Here is a 15,948-nt window from a genome sequence, read left to right on the forward strand (position 1 = left end):
ACTGCCCTCCCCGACCCCGACCTTGGCGTCCGGCTCGGCCGAGGGCTCAGGGGGGGCAGTCCCTCCCCGACCCCGACCCCGACCCCGGCCCCGCCGCCCACGCCCACCTGGACGGCTACCCCGACCCCCGGCTGGACCCCTTCCGCCGTCCCCGTCCACCCGGCCGGCGCCCGCCGGATCTACGTCGCCACCATCCCCGGCGGTCTGCCGGGCGCCGCCGACATCTACATCCGCGCCACCGGCTGAGCCGCGCGCAGCACGTCGGACGAGGGCGCGGGGACGGAGACGGGCGCGAGGGCGGGCGCCCGGCCCGCCGCGGCTGCCGGACGGCTCGGAGACTGGCCGACCAGCATCGCGCCGAGCGCCAGCAGCAGGCCGAGCAGCTGCCAGCCGGTCAGGGTCTGGCCGAGGACCACCAGGCCGCCGACCGTCGCCACCACCGGGTTGATCAGTCCCAGGAAGGATGCCGGCCCGGCGCCCAGGCGCTCGATGCCGCGGAACCACAGCACGTAACCGAGCGCCGTGCTGAACAGGCCGAGGTAGGCGAAGCCCGCCAGGTTGGAGGCGCTCAGGGCCGGCGGCGCGCCCTCGACCACCGCCGCGAGCGGGACCAGGAAGACCGATCCGGCGAGCAGCTGCCAGGCGGTGAGGTCGAGCAGGGTCGCCCCCTCGGGGCGGCCCCAGCGGCGGGTGAGCACGGTGCCGATGGCCATCAGCGCGATACCCGCGACCATCGCGGCGATCCCGAGGCCGTCCAGCTTCGCTCCGCCCTTGAGCACCAGCAGGGCCACGCCGCCGACCCCGACCAGCCCGGCGAGCAGCGCCCGCCGCCCGGGCCGGACACCGAGCACCCCGATCGAGAACCCGGCGACGAGCAGCGGCTGGATCGCCCCGATGGTGGCCGCGACACCGCCGGGCAGCCGGTACGCGCCGACGAACACCAGCGGGAAGAACAGCCCGATGTTGAGCATTCCGAGTACCGCCGCGCGCCCCCACCAGCGCCCCTTGGGCAGTCTGCGACCGATCAGCAGCAGGAGCAGCCCGGCCGGCAGCGCCCGCAGCGCGGCGAGCAGCAGCGGTCGGCCTTCGGGCAGCAGCTGGGTGGTGACCAGGTAGGTGGTGCCCCAGGCGGCCGGGGCCAGCGCGGCGGTGGCGGCGATCGCGGCACGCTTGCGGTCCATGGCATTCCCCTCAACGTTGATTATCTGAACGTTGAGATATTTCTACGCCCGGGGATCGGTGAACGTCAAGTATGTGAATGTTAAGATATCTGGGGCCGGCAGGACCGGGAGCGCAGTACGAGGAGAGGGCGGCAGCCATGCAGCAGCGCGACACCGTCGACGACATCGCCGAGCAGTGGGCCAGGAACCGCCCCGACCTGCCGCTGGAGGCCATGGCCCTGATCGGCCGACTGCGGCGGCTGAACGTCAGGGTCGACAGCGCCCTGCGCGAGTACTTCGCCACCTGCGGCCTGGACTCCTCCGAGTTCGACGTCCTGGCCACCCTGCGCCGCTCCGGCGAGCCCTACGAGCTCAACGCCCGCGCCCTGCTCAAGTCCGCCATGGTCACCTCCGGCGCCATCACCAACCGCGTCGACAAGCTCTCCGCCAAGGGCCTGGTCGAACGCAACCCCTGCCCGGACGACCGCCGCGCCGTCCTGGTCCGCCTCACCCCCGCCGGCAAGGAACTGATCGACGCCGCCCTGCCCGGCCACATCCGGAACGAGGAGCGCATCATCGCCGCCCTCGACCCCGCTGAGCGCGCCCAACTCGACACCCTGCTGCGCAAACTCCTCATCGCCCACGGCGACACCGAGCCGCTCCTCGGCTGAGCCGCTGTCAGTGCCCCTGTCATGCTGTCCCCAGCAGCAGGCGCAAGGGGGCGGGGCGGTGATCGAACAGGCGGCGAACCGCGTGAGTTGGTCGCCGATCTGCGCCGCGTGCTCGTCAAATGGCGCGCCCCCGCCCGGGTGCCGGCGGATCCGGAGCCGGCGGCAGAACTCAGTCGGCCCCTTCCCGGCGATGACTACGGCGAGGTGGCCGAGCCGTGAGCCCAAAGCGCGGATCAGAGCTGGGCGATCAGCGCGTAGCGCTCGTCGTGCACCGGGTAACCCCAGAGCGCCGCGTCCCCGCTGAGCGGCTCGATGCGCAGCTCCGTCACCAACGGGCGTACCGCCGCCGCGAGTTCCTCCGCCCCGATGCCGCCGTCCCACGGCAGGCGCCCGGCGCCGGGCGCGTACGGGGTCACGGCCTGACCGGGAGCGGCCGCCCCGGACTCCCGACGGATGGCGGCGCGTGTCTCGGCCGGATCGGCGGTGTCCGTGCGGCCGATGCCCTCGACGAGCCGATGCTCTCGACGAAGAACGGCGGACGGCCGTGCTGCCCGGAGTCGATCTGAACCCGTTCCTCGTCGGATGCGGCCGCGAGGAAGTACACGTTGTCATCGTCACCGGGATGAGTCACGGTCAGCCGCTGGACCCGCAGCCCTGGAAGGGCGCGGCGGGCGTCACGGAGGATGTGGTCCACAGGGCCTCCGGTGAGCTCGGTGGGATCCCACTCCCGGCCCAGGCTTCGCTGGTCACTCATGCGATCCGTCATCCGACGACCGCCGGCCGATCGCTAGCCGCCGATGGCGAAGGGGATTCCCCGCCGATCACCGGACAGTGATCGGCGGATGGCGTTGACCAGTTGCACCTGCGCCCCGGCGGGTGCCTGCCGGGCCTGCTCGAATTCGTCCGGGTGGAGCGGGTTGGTCAGCGGGTTACGGGTGCGGGCCACCTGGTCGAGGAAGGTGTCGACGGCGTGGCCGAACTCGTCGATCTCGGCGGCGACTTCGGCCGGGGCGATCAGGCTCGCGCGCATCAGGGCCGCGCTCCACTCGCCCCGGTCGTAGTCCCAGCCGCGCCGGTCGCCGTGGGCGCGCCGGAGTTCCATCGTGAACTTGGCGTAGTGCCCGAGCAGTTCCTGGTAGGCGGCGAGCTGCTGGTCGCGTGACCACTGGCGATCCTGGGCGCGGCGCGTGACGACGCCGCCGACCAGGACGCCCGCGCTCGCGGAGAGCGCACCGGCTGCCGTCGTCACCGGAATGTCCAACACGGTGCCCCCCGGAGCGCATCCGTCAGTAGCGGCCCAGGGTAGGCGCCACGCCCCGCCGCGTCCGGGGGTTTCCTCACGCCCCGCCGCGCAGCGCCGGCGGCTGCCAGCCGTACGTCGCCGCGGAGCGGCTGAGGAGGACGCGGGCGGGGAGGAGGCCGGCGAGGGTGAGGGCGGTGTCGCGCAGGAGGGTGGCGGCGGGGGTGTGGAGGGCGACGAGGGTGCCGATGCGGCGGGAGGCGTTCACGACGGCGGTGGTGCGGGGGAGGCGGGCAGCGGTGTAAGTGGGGAGGGCGGTGGCGAGGTCGGTGTCCGGGGTGAGCAGGGAGGCGAGGACGACGGCGTCCTCGATGGCCTGGCAGGCGCCCTGGCCCAGGAAGGGGCACATGGCGTGGGCGGCGTCGCCGAGGAGGGCGACCCGGCCGTGGTGGTGGGCGGGGAGTGGGTCGGCGAGTTCCCAGACGTCGTGGCGGAGTACGCGGTCGGGCTCGGCCATCGCGAAGAGCTGGGGGACGGGTGCGCACCAGGTGCCGAACAGCCGCTGGAGTTCGGCGTGTTCGCCGGCCGCCCGGGCACCGACCGGGGCGAGGGCCGCGCCGTAGACGTAGACCCGGCCGTCGGCGAGCGGGACGATCCCGGCGAGGCTGCCGCGGCCCCAGACCTCGCCGGCGGCGGCCGGGCGGCGGCCGGGGGTGACGATGGTGCGCCAGGTGGTGAAGCCGCTGTAGCGCGGGCCGGGGTGCTGGGGGAAGAGCAGGCCGCGGGTGGCGGAGCGGATGCCGTCGGCGGCGACGACCAGTCCGGCGGGCTGTTCCCCGTCGGGGGTGCGGACGACGGCGGGCTCCTCGGCGCCGCCCGGGGTGACCAGAGTGGCGGGGGAGTCGGTGCGGACGGTGCTTGCCGGCAGGGCGTCGACCAGGGCGGCGATGACGTCGGCGCGGGCGACGGCGGCGATCGTGTCGCCGAAGTAGGCCTCGACGGCGGCGCTGCTGGTGCGAGCGAGCCAGCGGCCGGAGGGGTGGCGTACGCCGACGGCCGGGTGCGCGGTGGCGAGGGCGCGCAGTCGGGGGCCGACGCCGAGCCGGTCGAGGGTGCGCAGGGCGTTGGGGGCGAGGGCGAGTCCGGCGCCGACGGGTTCCAGGGAGGCGGCGCGCTCGTGGACGGTGACGGGGACGCCCTGCCGGTGGAGGGCGAGGGCGGCGGTGAGGCCTCCGATGCCGCCGCCGATGACGATCGCCTGGTGCATGCCCATGGTGGGCTCCTCTCCTCACACTACAGATGTAGTGCCCAATGTCCAGTACCGTACTACATGTGTAGTGAGGCGTAAACTACGGCTGTAGTGAGTTGGGGGAGCCTGAACGGAAAGGTCATGATCGGACTTATGACACCCCCGCGCCCGACCCTGATCGCCGACGCCGCCATCGACCTGATCGCCGACGCCGGCCTGCGCGGGCTGACCCACCGCGCCGTGGACGACGCGGCCGGCCTGCCTGCCGGCTCGACCTCGAACCTCGCCCGGACCAGGGCCGCCCTGCTCGAACTCGTGCTGACCCGGATCGTCGAACGGGAGACCGCCGACTACCCGGTCTTCGCCGGGGTCGAGGAGCCCGCGCCGGCCGCCCCGGCGCGAGAACTGCTGGTCGAGGTCGGCGCCGATGTGTTGTACCGGGCGCTCACCACCGGGCGCAGGCTCACGCTGGCCCGCCTGGAACTCGCCCTGGAGGCCACCCGCAGGCCCGAACTGCGCGCTGTCTACGACCGCTTGGGTGCGCGCTTCGCCGACCTCGCCGCCGTCCTGCTCGCGGGCTCCGGCTCCACCGACCCGGAGGGCGACGCCCGTCGGCTGATCCGCTGGTGCGACGGCGTGCTGTTCAACGCGACGGCCGGCAGCGGGCATTGGTACGTGCCGACGCCGGAGGAACTGTGCGTGGAGGTCGGCCGCTACCTCGCCGCGCTGCTGGACGCGGAGGTCTAGCAGTCGGGCGCGCGGGCCTATACTCCGTGTGCTCGATCAGCCAGGGGGACGCATGCTGAGCATGTTGGACGTTGTCGTACTGCTCGTGATCGGTGCGGCGCTGCTGTTGCGGTTGGCGACGCTGCCGGTGCTGGTGCGCGCCCAAACAGCCACGCGCCGAAGGGCGTTGGCGGCCACCGGCGCGGACGCGACCGCGGGTGCGCCGGGCGGCGTCGGTGCGACCGTCGGCGAGTTGGCGGTGGGTCTGCTGGGCATCGCCGGGGTGGTGGTCTTCCTGTCCGTCAACGTTGCGGGCAGTCTCACCTTCAGGGGACTGGGGCAGCCGTTCGACCCCGACAACGCGAGGTACATCGCGTACCCGACGCACATGGCCCTCGGCCTGGCGCGGACCATGTACATCGGCACCTTCGTCACGTGCCTGCTGCTCTGCCTGCTGCTCAGCTATCTGACCCAGCGCAAGCTCCTGACCACCGGCCTGCCCCGGCAGGCGTGGTCGGCCGGCTTTGCCCAGGCCCGGGTCATCGGCCTGCTCGTCGTCCGTGCGGTGCTCGGTATCTTCCTCCTGCCGGCCGCGATGGTCCTCCCGGCGCTGGTGTGCCAGATCGTCGCCGTACTCGTGAGCCGCAAGCCCAAGCCGGTCGGCGCGGGGGACGGCGGCGCGGGGGGCGATGCCCAAACGGCCGAGGCGGCCCAGGCGTTCCAGGCGCTCCTGGCGGCGCAGAACCCGTATGCGCCCACCGCCCCGCCGCAGGCGCCGTACGTCCCGACGCAGTTCGCGCAGCCGGCTCCGCCCGCCCCGCTGGTGCCGCCCGTTCTGCCGAGCCCGCCCGTCGGCAGCCCCCTCAGCCCTCACGACGCCCGTACGATCGGCGGCTACCAGCTCCTCGGCCGGATCGGCTCCGGCGGCATGGGCACGGTCTACCTCGCCCAGCGCCAGGGCTCTGCGACCCAGGTCGCGCTCAAGACCATCAACCTCGAACTCCTCGACGACGCCGACCTGTTGCGCCGCTTCCAGCGCGAGTCCGAGGTGCTGGCCATGGTCCCCGGCGCCTACACCGCCCGGGTGCTCGACACGGGCGTGGACGCCGGACGCCCGTACCTGGCCATGGAGTTGCTGGACGGCCGCCCGCTGGACGTCCACCTGCGCGAGCAGGGGCCGATCCGCTCCGCCGAGGCGCTGCGTGCCCTCGCGCTGGCACTGGCCGTGGCGCTGTCCGGGGTGCACCGGCTCGGGCTGGTCCACCGGGACCTCAAGCCCGCCAACATCATGCTGACCACGGCCGGCCCGCGCCTGCTGGACTTCGGCATCGCGGCGATCGTGGACGGCACCCGGCTCACCGCCACCGGCGGCGGGCCGGGCACCCTGACGTACATGGCGCCGGAGCAGTTCGGCGACGAGCGGGTCGGCACGGCCGCCGACGTGTGGGCCTGGGCGTGCTGCGTGGTGTGCGCGGCGCACGGCGCCAGCCCGTTCGCGGCGACCAGTACGGGCGCGGTGATCCGCCGGATCGTGGAGACCGGGCCCGAACCGGCCGCGCTGGCGGCGGTCCAGGCCCTCGACCCGGCGCTCGCCGGGGTCGTCACCCGCGCCCTGGCCCTGGACCCGGCGCAGCGCCCGGCGGACGGCACCGCCCTGTTGGCGGCGCTGGCGGCGGCCCAGTCGACGGCGCCGGACCCGGCGGGTGTCCACGACCAGATCACCCGGGGCTGGCAGACGCTCGCGCTGTAGCCCCGTCCCGCCGGCTTCCTATGCCTGACCCGCGACCGTCACCTCGGGCTCGTTCCGCACCGGGAAGTTGACCGAGTTGGCGATGAAGCAGGCCCGGTGCGCATCGGCGTGCAGGGCGAGCGCCTTCTCCGCCATCCCCGCCTCGGCGACCTCGATCCTCGGGTGCAGCACCACCGAGGTGAAGTGCCCGCCCTCCGCCGTCACCGCCATGGTGCCCTCCGGCCGGTCGACGTACGAGGTCACCACGACCCCGTTCGCCGTGCACAGGTGCAGGTACGAGAGCAGGTGGCACTGGGAGAGCGAGGCGAGCAGCAGCTGCTCCGGGTTCCAGCGGGCCGGGTCGCCGCGGAAGACGGGGTCGGCGGAGCCGGGGATGGTCGGCGGGCCTTCGGCTGACACCTCGACGTCGCGGGAGTAGGAGCGGTAGTCGCTGGTACCGGTGCCCCGGTTGCCGGTCCAGTTGATCTCGGCGATGTACCTGTGCTGCCTGGCCATGAGTGCGCCTCCGTGTGAAGGGGTTGCTGCCGGACAGTCAACCGCAGGAGGTCGCCGCGCGAGGGCCGACGCGGTGCGCTCACCGCGCGAGGATCAGCCGGGCGCAGTCGTCCGCCGAGGCCTGCGAGGTGTCCACGACCAGGTCGTACGAGACGCCCCGGTGCACCGACTCGGCCTGCGCGGCGGCCATCCCGGCGACCCGGTCGCCGCGTGCGGCCTCCCGGGCGGCGGCCACCTCGGGGGCGCAGCGCACGCCGACCCAGAGCACGTCCAGGCCCTCCAGCGCCGTCCGCCAGCGCTGCTGCGAGGCGGCCTCGCCGAGGAACACCTCGTCCACCACGATCCGTGCCCCGGCCCGGGCCATCGCCGCGACCCCGACCGTCCAGGCGGCGTCCAGCGCGGCGAAGGCCGGCCCGACCTCGACCGTGCCGTTCCCGTCCGCCAGCCCGCCGATGCCCTCGCCGCCGGCCAGCAGCCGCGGCGGCAGCGCGGAGACCATGGTGTCCGCGCCGAGGTGCAGCCACGGCTCCGGCAGCAGCTCCTGCAGGCGGCGGGCGATGCTCGACTTGCCGGAGCTGGAGCCTCCGTTGAGGACGATCACACGCATGCGCGCATCGTAGGGGCGAGCGCTCGGCGAAGCAGCCGGATTACCGACCCGCCCGGTAGGCCGCCGCCGCGGCCGCGAACGAGGAGGCCAGTGTGGGGGCGCCGGCCCAGTGCAGGTGCAGGTAGGAGGCGTGCACGGCGCCGCCCGCGAAGCCCTCGGTGCGCGGGCCGGTCGGCAGGTGCCAACCCCAGGCGGGGAGTTCGCCCGCGCCCGGCTCGCAGACCGTCCGGTGGAACTCGTGGCCGCGCAGCCGGGTGCCGGCCGGGGCGAGCGGGGAGTCGTGCAGGGCGACGGCCTCCCGGTAGCCGAGGGTGAGCCGTTCGGTCATCCGGGACGCGGTGTCCAGCACCCCGCACATCGGTAGGCCGTCCAACTCCCGCCCCAGGTACAGCAGTCCGGCGCACTCGGCGGCGATCGGACCGCCCGAGGCGGCGAACCGGGCGATGGCCCCGCGCAGTTCGGCGTTCCCGCTCAACTCCCGTACGTACAGCTCCGGGAAACCGCCGCCGATGACCAGACCGGCCGTTCCCTCGGGCAGCTCGGAGGCGTGCAGCGGGTCGAACGGGACCACCTCGGCGCCCGCCGCGCCGAGCAGTTCGGCGTTCTCGGCGTACGAGAAGGAGAATGCCGCGCCCCCCGCCATCGCGATCCGCGGCCGCCCGGCCACCGGTGCGACCTCGGTGGACGGATCCCATGGCTCGGCGTCCAACTCCGGTGCCGTGCGGGCGAGTTCCAGCAGGGCGTCCAGGTCGACCGAGGAGGCGACCAGCTCGCCCATGTCCGCGACCGCCTTCAGTGCCTCCGCCGAGCGCTCCACCGCGGGGATCAGCCCGAGGTGTCGGGACGGCGTGGCGACCGCCGCCGAGCGGCGCAGCGCGCCCAGCACCGGAACGCCGGAGCCCTCCTCCAGGGCCTCGCGCAGGAGTTGCTCGTGCCGGTCGGAGGCGACCCGGTTGAGGATCACCCCGGCCAGGCGGACCTCCGGATCCCAGGAGGCGAAGCCGTGCACCAGCGCGGCCACCGACCGGGACTGCGAGGAGCCGTCCACCACCAGCACCACGGGCGCCCGCAGCAGCTTGGCGACGTGCGCCGTGGACGCCAACTCCCCACGTCCGGAGGCTCCGTCGAACAGGCCCATGACCCCCTCGACCACCGCGACGTCCGCCCCCGCCGCGCCGTGCAGGAACAGCGGCGCGATCCGCTCCGGCCCGCACAGGAAGGCGTCCAGGTTGCGGCCCGGGCGCCCGGCGGCGAGCCCGTGGTAGCCCGGGTCGATGTAGTCCGGGCCGACCTTGTGCGGGGAGACCGCCAGCCCGCGCGCGGCGAGCGCCGCGATCAGGCCGGTGGCGACGGTGGTCTTGCCCGCGCTCGAGGAGGGCGCGGCGATGACGAGGCGGGGGATGTTCACGGGCGCAGACTCACCACTCGATACCGCGCTGGCCCTTGCGGCCGGCGTCCATGGGGTGCTTGACCTTGGTCATCTCGGTGACCAGGTCGGCGAATTCGGTCAGCGGCTCGGGCGCGTACCGGCCGGTGATCACGACGTGCTGGCTGCCCGGGCGGTCCTTCAGCACCGAGACCACCTCCTCCGGGTCGATCCACCCCCAGTGCATCGGGTAGGTGAACTCGTCCAGCACGTAGAAGCGGTAGGTCTCGGCCGCGAGGTCGCGCTTGACCTGCTCCCAGCCCTCCTTGGCCGCCTCCTCGCTGGACATCTCCTGCTCGGCGGAGCGCTGGATCCAGGACCAGCCGGAGCCCATCTTGTGCCAGTCGACGGTGCCGCCCTCGCCGGAGGCGCCGAGGACGCGCAGCGCGTTCTCCTCGCCGACCTTCCACTTGGCGGACTTCACGAACTGGAACACCCCGACCGACCAGCCCTGGTTCCAGGCCCGCAGCGCCATGCCGAACGCGGCCGTGGACTTGCCCTTGCCGGGGCCGGTGTGCACGGCGGTGATCGGCTGCGTACGGCGCTGGCGGGTCGTCAGGCCGTCGTCGGGAACGCTCTCGGGGACACCCTTTGGCATGTCGGCTCAGGCCGCCTTTCGCATCGTGGTGGTTGCACGGTTCTCGGAACGGTTCGCAGGCCGGTTCGCGGACCGGCTCTCGGAGCGGTTCTCGCGGACGAGCGAGGCCACGCCCTCGGCGCGCAGCTCGTCCAGGCTGACGGCGCTGCCGCCGAGCAGCCCGGCCAGCGTACGGGCCAGGCCCAGCCGGACCGGTCCGGACTCGCAGTCCAGCACCACGCTCGCGGTGCCCTGGGCGGCGAACAGCGCGGCCGCGCGGTGCGACCGGGCGAGCGCGTCCCGCCCGCCGGTGGCCCGGCCGTCGGTCACCACGACCAGCAGCGGGCGCCGGTTCGGGTCGCGCAGCCGCTCCACCCGCAGCACCTCGTGCGCCCGCAGCAGGCCCGCGGCCAGCGGGGTCCGCCCGCCGGTGGGCAGCGACTCCAGCCGGGCCGCGCCGACCTCGACCGAGGAGGTGGGCGGCAGCGCCAGCTCGGCGCCGGCGCCCCGGAAGGTGACCATGCCGATCTTGTCGCGGCGCTGGTAGGCGTCCATCAGCAACGACAGCACCGCGCCCTTGACGGTGGTCATCCGCTGCCGGGCGGCCATCGAGCCGGAGGCGTCCACGACGAACAGCACCAGGTTGGACTCCCGCCCCTGGCGCACCTGTTCGCGGAAGTCGTCCTTGTGCAGCACCAGTGCCCGGCCGTCCCGCCCGCGCGCCACCTGGTGCGGCGCGGCGGCCTGCAGGGTGGCGGTCAGGTGCAGTCGGCTGAGCGCGCCCTGTGGCCGCCGGGCGCGGATGGTGTGCCCGCCGGAGGTCTCGGCGGGGGAGCGGCGGCCCTGGGCTCCGTGGCCGGTACCCCGCACGGTGAACAGCCGGGTCCGGTACGGATCGACGGCTGCGACCGGTGCCGACTCCCGGGAGGGGGAGGGGTGTTGGGCCGGTACGGGCGGCTGCGCGGGCGCCTCGGCGTCCGACGTGTCCGATGCGTCCGAAGGGGCGTCCGCGGCAGTGTCGGAAGCGGCAGCCTCCGGGCCGCCGTCGAGCGGCTCGGGCGCGCCACCGCCGTCGGGGCCGCCCTCGTCCGGGCCGTCGCCGTCGGGACCGCCGTCCGGACCCGGGCCGTCACCCGGGCCGTCACCCTCGGGCTCCGGGTCGTCCGGCTGCGCGTGCTCCTCCAGCGTCCGGTCCAACTGTTCCTCGTCCAGTCCCGGAGCGTCGAAGGGGTTGCGACGTCGCCGGTGCGGCAGGGCGAGCTGGGCGGCCTTGCGGACGTCCTCCTCCAGCACCTCGGTCCGTCCCGCCCAGGCCGCCAGTGCGACCGCCGTGCGGGCCATCACGATGTCGGCGCGCAGCCCGTCCACTTCGAACGCCGCGCACACGGCGGTGATTTGACGTAGTGCCACATCCGACAGCTCGACCTTGGGCAACAACTCCCGGGCGGCGGTGATGTGTTCGGCGAGCTCCCGCTCCTGCGCCGCGAACCGCGCCGCGAAGCCGACCGGGTCCGCGTCGTACCCGAGCCGCCGGCGGACCACCTCGGCGCGCTCGGCCGGGTCCCGGGTGGCGGCGATCTCGACGGTGAGGCCGAAGCGGTCGAGCAGCTGCGGCCGCAGCTCGCCCTCCTCCGGGTTCATGGTGCCGACCAGCAGGAAGCGTGCCGCGTGCCGCACCGACACGCCCTCGCGTTCCACGTACGAGCGGCCCATCGCGGCGGCGTCCAGCAGCAGGTCCACCACGTGGTCCTGGAGCAGGTTCACCTCGTCGATGTAGAGCACCCCGCGGTGCGCCTTGGCGAGCAGTCCGGGCTCGTACGCCTTGACGCCCTCGGCGAGCGCCCGCTCCAGGTCGAGCGAGCCGACGATCCGGTCCTCGGCCACGCCGACCGGCAACTCGACCAGCTGGGAGGGGTGTTGCGAAGCGGACGGATCGGTGTGCGGCCCGTCCGGGCACTGCGGGTCCGGCGCGGCCGGGTCGCAGGCGAAGCGGCAGCCGTCCACGGTGGCGATGGAGGGCAGCAGCCCGGCCAGCGCGCGCACCATGGTCGACTTCGCGGTGCCCTTCTCGCCGCGCACGAGCACGCCGCCCACGGCCGGGGAGACCGCGTTCAGCAGCAGCCCGAGCCGAAGGTCGGCCATGCCGACGATCGCGGTGAACGGATAGCGGACGTCGGTCATGCGTCACTCCCAGGTGCTCCGGGCGCCAGGAACGGCAGCGATCCGGCCGCCGGCACCCCGCCCTCGATCAGCTTCCACAACGCGTCGGTGTCCGCGTGCTCCTCGATCAGGTCGCCCAGCCGGTCCAGCCGGGCCTCGCGCGCGTCGGCGAAGCAGGTGTCCGGCGCCGGCACGAACGCGCGGCCCGCCAACTCGGCGACCTCGCACAGGAGTTCGCGGCGGAAGCCGTCGTTCTCCAACGCGCCGTGCCAGGTGGTGCCCCAGACCGAGCCGACCCGGCAGCCGTCCAGGCTCCGCCCGGTGTCATCGGAGATGAACCCGTCCCCGCCCTCGACCGCGATGACCCCGTGGTGGATCTCGTAGCCCACGACCCGCTGCCCGTACGCCTCGCCGACCGGACGGGCGAGTACCTTCTCGGCGCCGAAGCGCACCCGGGTCGGCAGCAGCCCGAGCCCGTCGACGACGCCCGCCCTGGACTCCACCTCGTCGTCGATCGAGCGCGCCAGCATCTGGTACCCGCCGCAGACCCCGAGGATCGGCAGCCCGGCCGCGGCCCGCGCCTTCAGCGCCGGCTCCAAGCCGCGTTCGCGCAGCCAGGCGAGGTCCGCCACGGTGGCCCGGGTACCGGGCAGCACCACCAGGTCGGCGTCGGCCAGCTCCTCGGGCCGGGTCGCCCAGCGGACCAGCACGCCCGGCTCCTGCGCCAGCGCGTCCACGTCGGTGAAGTTGGACAGCCGGGGGAAGCGCACCACGGCCACCCGCAGCACGTCGGCCCCGACCGGTCCGCGGCCGTCCACCCGGTCCACCACCGTCGACAGGTCGAGCGAGTCCTCGGCGTCCAGCCACAGCCCCGGCAGCATCGGCAGCGTGCCCAGCACCGGACGGCCGGTCAGCCCGTGCAGCATCTCCAGTCCGGGCGCCAGCAGCCGCGCGTCGCCGCGGAACTTGTTGACGAACCAGCCGGCCACGTGCCGCTGGTCCTCGGCCGACAGCAGCGCCAGCGTCCCGTACATCGCCGCGAACACCCCGCCGCGGTCGATGTCGCCGACCACCACGACGGGCAGCCCGGCGGCGGTGGCCAGGCCCATGTTGGCGATGTCGCGGTCGCGCAGGTTGATCTCGGCGGGCGAGCCGGCACCCTCGCAGACCACCACGTCGAAGCGGCGGCGCAGGTCCGCCAGGCACTCCAGGGCGCGTTCCAGCAGGACGGGCTTGCGCTCGCGGTAGTCCAGCGCGCCGACCTCGGCCACCGGCTTGCCGAGCAGCACCACCTGGCTGCGGCCGTCCGCGCCGGGCTTGAGCAGCACCGGGTTCATCGCCGCCTCCGGCTCCACCCGGGCGGCCTGCGCCTGCATCGCCTGGGCACGGCCGATCTCGGCGCCGTCGGTGGTGACGAAGGAGTTCAGCGACATGTTCTGCGCCTTGAACGGCGCGACGTGCACGCCCTGGCGGGCCAGCCAGCGGCAGATCCCGGCCGTCACCACGCTCTTGCCCGCGTCCGAGGTCGTCCCGGCGACCAGCAGCGCGTTCTTCACGCGCCCACCTTCCCCCCAGCCTCCGGCCGGGGGGACCCCCATGCTTCGCTCGCTCACGCCCTACCCCTTCTCATCAGAAGCCGCAGCAGGACGTGCCCCGCGACCGTCGTACCCAGCGCCAGCGCGGTCACCCGCCGGGACAGCGTGCAGGCCCGCTCGATGTCGTCCACCGTCACCGGGCGCAACTCCTCGCCCAGCACCGGCCGGTGCTCCACCCGCTCACGTGACTCCGCACTCGCCTCCGGGCGCTCCTGATCCGGTGCCGACGTTCGCCCTCCTTGCCCGCCCTCGGACAGGAGGGGCCCACTCTCCGGCACTCTCCCCCCGCCTTCGGCCGGGGGCGCCGCCACCGCTCGCTCGTCGCTCGTCGCTTTCGGCACCGGCGCGCCCTTCGGCTCGTGCGGGTACCGGAGCGTCCCGCCCAGGCGTACGCCCACCGCGCCGGCGAAGGCCGACTCGGCCTGGCCCGCGTTCGGGCTCGGGTGCGCGGAGCCGTCCCGGCGCCAGACCCGCCAGGCGGTACGGGGTTCGGGCGCGGCGGCCACCGTCAGCAGCGCGGTCAGCCGGGCGCCCGGCCAGCCGGCGACGTCGTCCAGCCGGGCCGAGGCCCAGCCGAAGCGGGCGTAGCGGGGCGAGCGGTGGCCCACCATGGCGTCCAGGGTGTTCACCGCGCGGAAGGCCAGCAGCCCCGGCGTGCCCGCCAGGGCGCCCCAGACCAGCGCGTTCACCACGGCGTCCGCAGTGTTCTCGGCCACCGACTCGACCACCGCGCGGGCGATCTGCTGCCCGTCCAGCGCGCTCGGGTCCCGCCCGCACAGGTGCGGCAGCCGCTCCCGGGCGGCCGTCAGATCGCCTGCGGTGAGCGAGCGGCCGATGGTGCGCGCCTCCCGGGTCAGCGAGGTGCCGCCGAGCACCGTCCAGGTCGCCGCCGCGGCCAGTGCCGCCCGGCCCAGCGGACGGCGGCCCACCGTACGGTCCAGGGCCAGCGCGCCGGCCGCGACCGCGCCCACGCACAGCGCCGTGTACGCCGTCCCGGCCGCACGGTCGTCGCGCCACAGGCGGCGCTCCAGGCGGGTCGCGGCGGTGCCGAAGAGGGCGACCGGGTGGCCGCGGCGGGGGTCGGCGAAGCGGGCGTCGGCGGCGTAGCCCGCGACGGCGCCCAGCGCGAAGGCGGCGGCGCGGGTCAGCGGGCGCACGACGGCGGGCAGCTCGGAGTCGGACGGGGCGGGGCAGCCTGCATCGCGTGCGTGTCCTCACTCAGGGTCCGCGCCCTGGATCGACGTACCGGGGGCGAGAGTCTCCTGGCTTCCGGGTCGGACGCACCCCCGGAGCCTTCCAGCAGCCTGCCAGCAATGACTGACGGTCCGCCGTGGCACCTTCCGAGCGTGCTCCCCGGTGACAGTGGCGGGACCGCGCCGGACTCGCACCGGCTTCCTCTCCATGCCTCCGTTTGGCCCGAGGATCCCATCACGCGGCCGATCCGTGCGTCAACCGAGGCCTCGGAGGGGTTGGTCACACGGTGTACCGGGTGTCGTGCTGTGCGATCGCCCAGCGCGGTGGAGGCCTCGTCGGCTCCGCTTCGTGTGTTCGGCGGCTGGGGGCGCGGCGAGGGCCGCACCTACCGTTCGGTGCCATGCGCCGCAGAAAGACCCCCGTCGCCGCCCCGCCCCCGGTGCCGTTCTCACCCGAGGCCGCCCGCGCCCACCGGGTCGGCCTCGGCCTGACCCCGGAACAGGTCGCCGAGGGCATGGCCGCCCACGGTGTGCGGCTGCTGTCCGGCCACGTCCTCGCCTGGGAGAACGGCGACCTGCGCCCCGGCGAGGCCGAGTTCATCGCCCTCGCCCGCGCCCTCTGGTGCCCCGCCGCCGACCTGCTGGGCGCCCGCCCGACGCGTCTGAGGGACCACCGCATCGCCCGGGAGCTCGGCCAGGAGGCCGTCGCCGAGCGCGTCGGCATGCTCCTGCCCACGTACCAGGAGGCCGAACTGACCGGCCACTGGGACGGCGACCCGGACCAGACCCACGCCCTCGCCCAGGTCCTGGGCCTGCGGCTGACCGAGCTCGTCGAGGCCACCGGCCGCGCCGAGGCCCTCGACCGGCTCCTGCGCCAGTGCGTCGCCGGCCGCTGGCAACCCCACCTCCGTGCCCTCGCCCGCCTCGTCCCCGTCCCCGAACCCGACCTGGCCGCCGTCCTGCCCCTCCTCCAGCAGGAGCACCACGTCCCCACCCACTGGGGCACTCCCAGCGGCCCCCACACCCCTGCCGGGCCCCTCATCCCCCGGTTCTGGCACCTCCTCGCCGCCCAGCAGACGGCCGTCCCGGTCTGACGATC

Annotated in this window: 16 protein-coding genes and 1 riboswitch; of the genes, 5 read left to right on the plus strand and 11 right to left on the minus strand. The window is 74.6% G+C overall.

The genetic code is table 11. The annotated features are described in order from the left end of the window. A partial coding sequence (locus tag ABZW30_RS32330) for a hypothetical protein (RefSeq protein WP_355674776.1) occupies positions 1-246 on the plus strand: 246 nt, incomplete at its 5' end. Here ABZW30_RS32330 and ABZW30_RS32335 read toward each other — a convergent pair. Further along, the gene (locus ABZW30_RS32335) at positions 225-1,181 is read right to left on the minus strand and encodes an EamA family transporter (protein WP_355674777.1); all 957 of its coding nucleotides are present in this window, start codon (positions 1,179-1,181) and stop codon (positions 225-227) included. The genes ABZW30_RS32330 and ABZW30_RS32335 overlap by 22 nt on opposite strands. Before the next feature lie 137 nt (positions 1,182-1,318). Between ABZW30_RS32335 and ABZW30_RS32340 the strand changes: the two genes are divergently transcribed. Then, positions 1,319-1,831, plus strand: coding sequence for a MarR family transcriptional regulator (locus tag ABZW30_RS32340; protein WP_355674778.1), 513 nt, complete (start codon positions 1,319-1,321; stop codon positions 1,829-1,831). A gap of 233 nt (positions 1,832-2,064) precedes the next feature. On the opposite strand, the gene ABZW30_RS32345 is transcribed toward ABZW30_RS32340, so the two are convergent. From ABZW30_RS32345 to ABZW30_RS32355, 3 genes are all read right to left on the minus strand, one after another. Next, positions 2,065-2,247, minus strand: coding sequence for a hypothetical protein (locus ABZW30_RS32345; protein WP_355674779.1), 183 nt, complete (start codon positions 2,245-2,247; stop codon positions 2,065-2,067). Between the two features lie 371 nt (positions 2,248-2,618). After that, the gene (locus tag ABZW30_RS32350; protein ID WP_355674780.1) at positions 2,619-3,080 is read right to left on the minus strand and encodes a hypothetical protein; all 462 of its coding nucleotides are present in this window, start codon (positions 3,078-3,080) and stop codon (positions 2,619-2,621) included. A gap of 88 nt (positions 3,081-3,168) precedes the next feature. Further along, positions 3,169-4,344 (minus strand): FAD-dependent monooxygenase, encoded by a 1,176-nt coding sequence (locus tag ABZW30_RS32355; RefSeq protein ID WP_355674781.1) that lies wholly within the window; start codon positions 4,342-4,344, stop codon positions 3,169-3,171. A 129-nt stretch (positions 4,345-4,473) separates the two neighbouring features. Between ABZW30_RS32355 and ABZW30_RS32360 the strand changes: the two genes are divergently transcribed. Then, positions 4,474-5,067 (plus strand): TetR/AcrR family transcriptional regulator, encoded by a 594-nt coding sequence (locus ABZW30_RS32360; protein WP_355674782.1) that lies wholly within the window; start codon positions 4,474-4,476, stop codon positions 5,065-5,067. 52 nt (positions 5,068-5,119) lie between these two features. After that, positions 5,120-6,796 carry a serine/threonine-protein kinase gene (locus ABZW30_RS32365; RefSeq protein WP_355674783.1) on the plus strand — a complete coding sequence of 559 codons (1,677 nt, stop codon included), beginning with the start codon at positions 5,120-5,122 and terminating at the stop codon, positions 6,794-6,796. 18 nt (positions 6,797-6,814) lie between these two features. On the opposite strand, the gene ABZW30_RS32370 is transcribed toward ABZW30_RS32365, so the two are convergent. The 7 genes from ABZW30_RS32370 to ABZW30_RS32400 all read right to left on the minus strand — a co-directional run bounded on the left by ABZW30_RS32370 (position 6,815) and on the right by ABZW30_RS32400 (position 14,813). After that, complete coding sequence (locus ABZW30_RS32370) at positions 6,815-7,291, minus strand: OsmC family protein (protein ID WP_355674784.1); 477 nt, start codon at positions 7,289-7,291, stop codon at positions 6,815-6,817. A 79-nt stretch (positions 7,292-7,370) separates the two neighbouring features. After that, positions 7,371-7,892 (minus strand): chloramphenicol phosphotransferase CPT, encoded by a 522-nt coding sequence (cpt, locus tag ABZW30_RS32375; protein ID WP_355674836.1) that lies wholly within the window; start codon positions 7,890-7,892, stop codon positions 7,371-7,373. Between the two features lie 46 nt (positions 7,893-7,938). Continuing rightward, positions 7,939-9,306 carry a cobyrinate a,c-diamide synthase gene (locus tag ABZW30_RS32380; protein WP_355674785.1) on the minus strand — a complete coding sequence of 456 codons (1,368 nt, stop codon included), beginning with the start codon at positions 9,304-9,306 and terminating at the stop codon, positions 7,939-7,941. A 10-nt stretch (positions 9,307-9,316) separates the two neighbouring features. Next, the gene (gene cobO, locus ABZW30_RS32385; protein WP_355674786.1) at positions 9,317-9,922 is read right to left on the minus strand and encodes a cob(I)yrinic acid a,c-diamide adenosyltransferase; all 606 of its coding nucleotides are present in this window, start codon (positions 9,920-9,922) and stop codon (positions 9,317-9,319) included. Between the two features lie 6 nt (positions 9,923-9,928). After that, entirely contained in the window at positions 9,929-12,082 is a 2,154-nt protein-coding gene (locus ABZW30_RS32390; protein ID WP_355674787.1) for a putative cobaltochelatase, read from the minus strand. Continuing rightward, a complete protein-coding gene (locus ABZW30_RS32395) occupies positions 12,079-13,659 on the minus strand; it encodes a cobyric acid synthase (RefSeq protein ID WP_355674837.1) in 1,581 nt (526 codons plus the stop codon). The genes ABZW30_RS32390 and ABZW30_RS32395 overlap by 4 nt, the downstream gene beginning before the upstream one ends. Before the next feature lie 11 nt (positions 13,660-13,670). After that, the gene (locus ABZW30_RS32400) at positions 13,671-14,813 is read right to left on the minus strand and encodes a cobalamin biosynthesis protein (RefSeq protein WP_355674788.1); all 1,143 of its coding nucleotides are present in this window, start codon (positions 14,811-14,813) and stop codon (positions 13,671-13,673) included. Between the two features lie 98 nt (positions 14,814-14,911). Then, a riboswitch (cobalamin riboswitch) is annotated at positions 14,912-15,055 on the minus strand. Between the two features lie 195 nt (positions 15,056-15,250). Here ABZW30_RS32400 and ABZW30_RS32405 point away from each other — a divergent pair. Beyond that, positions 15,251-15,943, plus strand: a complete 693-nt coding sequence (locus ABZW30_RS32405) for a helix-turn-helix transcriptional regulator (protein ID WP_355674789.1) — start codon at positions 15,251-15,253, stop codon at positions 15,941-15,943. The last annotated feature ends 5 nt before the right edge of the window (positions 15,944-15,948 follow it).

Source organism: Kitasatospora sp. NPDC004669, assembly GCF_040609455.1.
Lineage (GTDB): Bacteria > Actinomycetota > Actinomycetes > Streptomycetales > Streptomycetaceae > Kitasatospora.